Genomic DNA, 1,840 nt, shown 5'->3' with positions numbered 1-1,840 from the left:
CACCGCCATCCGCCACGGCGCGATGTCGGCGAGCGATTTGACGTCGGCGAGCTTGATGCCCCAGTCGCCGGAGATGTCGAGCTTCGACAGCGGCCCCCTATAACCCTGGGCCTCGTCGAACTTGACCAGGCCCGCCGTCATCGTCTTGCGTGCTTCGACCTGCAGCTTGGGGTCGAGTGTGGCGCGCACCGAGAGGCCGCCTTCGTAAAGCTTCTTCTCGCCGTAGCGCTCGAGCAGATCGCGACGGACCTCCTCGGCGAAGTATTCGCCTGCGAAGGTGTGGGCACCATTGCCACGCGTCGCGACGACCAGCGGCTCCTTGCGGGCCTTCTCGGCGTCCGCGGCCTTGATCCAGCCGTTCTCCTGCAGCCGGTCGATCACGTAGTTGCGGCGCTCGACGGCGCGGTCGTGATTGCGGATCGGATGCAGCGCTCCTGGCGCCTTCGGCATCGCAGCCAGATAAGCGGCTTCGGCGATCGACAGCTCGTTGACCGACTTGTCGAAATACACCAGCGAGGCGGCGGCGACGCCGTAGGCACCGAGGCCGAGATAGATTTCGTTGAGATACAGCTCGAGGATCTTGTCCTTGGAGTAAGCGCGCTCGATGCGCATCGCCAGCAGCGCTTCCTTGATCTTACGGGTGAACGACACCTCGTTGGTCAAAAGGAAGTTCTTGGCGACCTGCTGGGTAATGGTCGAGGCGCCCTGCGGCCGGCGGTTGGAGCCGAAATTCTGCGCGTAGACCAAAGCCGCACGCGCCATGCCGGTGTAGTCGATGCCGCCGTGCTCGTAGAAGTTCTTGTCCTCGGCCGCCAGGAAGGCGTTGATCACCAGCTTCGGCACCGCCTGGATCGGCAGATACAGCCGGCGCTCCTTGGAATATTCGGCCAGCAGCGAGCCGTCCGCCGCGTGGACGCGGGTCATCACCGGCGGCTCGTAATCCTGCAACTGCGAGTAGTCCGGCAGGTCCTTGGAGAAATGCCAGATCAGTCCCGCCACGCCGGCGACGCCAACCAGGAACACGATGGTTCCGGCGGCGAACAGAAAGCCGAAAAACCGCAGCAGCAAGCGCATCGATTAAGTTCCGTTCAACCCCGAGGCCGCCATTTGCGGCGCGTCTCCTCCCAAGGAGGAAGCTTCGTTCGAAAGACTTTGGTCTCGCCCGTTCTCGTCGGCAACCGCCGCGTCAGAACCGGCGTGCCGGGCAACAAACTCGCGAACTGAAGGCGACTTATAGAGCGGACGCTGTGGCCAAACTAGGGCCCGTCGCAGGCCGCCCGCCGGTCATTTCGGCCGCCCGGCTGAAACCACCCGCTTGGCAAAAAACGAATCGATCGCATCGGCAACGGACGTCACCGTCTTGGTGCGCCATTGCTCCGACATCAGTTGCTTCAGGTCGCCCTGGTTGGAAACGTAGCCGAGCTCGAGCAGCACCGAGGGCACGTCCGGCGCCTTGAGGACACGGAAGCCAGCCGACTTCAGCGGGTTCTTGTGCAGCCGGGTCGCCCCCTTCATTTCGGTCATCAGCAGCCGCGCGAACCGGCTGGAGAACGTCTTGGTCTCGCGCTGGGCGAGATCGATCAGAATGTCGGCGACGTCGGTCGGCTCTTCGGTCAGATCGACGCCCGCAATGGCGTCGGCCTTGTTTTCGGCGTCCGCCAGCCGCTGCGCCTCTTTGTCGGACGCCTTCTCCGACAACGTATAGATGGTCGCGCCCTGGGCATCGCCTTCGCGGGGCGGCAGCGCATCGGCATGAATCGACATGAAACAGGCCGCGCCGGCATTGCGGGCGATGCCGACCCGCTCACCGAGCGGGATGAAAGTGTCGTCGCTTCGGGTC

At 64.0% G+C, this 1,840-nt stretch carries 2 protein-coding genes; both read right to left on the bottom strand.

Going from position 1 to position 1,840, the window contains the following annotated elements; translation table 11 throughout:
* On the bottom strand, positions 1-1,074 hold a 1,074-nt coding region (locus tag I5M_RS27775; protein WP_031337827.1), incomplete at its 3' end, for a transglycosylase domain-containing protein.
* Positions 1,075-1,284: 210 nt separating this feature from the next.
* Positions 1,285-1,840 (bottom strand): N-acetylmuramoyl-L-alanine amidase (locus tag I5M_RS27770; protein ID WP_022724387.1); only part of this gene is annotated, 556 nt, incomplete at its 5' end.

This window comes from Rhodopseudomonas sp. B29 (genome assembly GCF_000333455.1).
Lineage (GTDB): Bacteria > Pseudomonadota > Alphaproteobacteria > Rhizobiales > Xanthobacteraceae > Rhodopseudomonas.
Note: the sequence above shows the minus strand (reverse complement) of the source record. Positions and strands in the feature narration are given on the sequence as shown.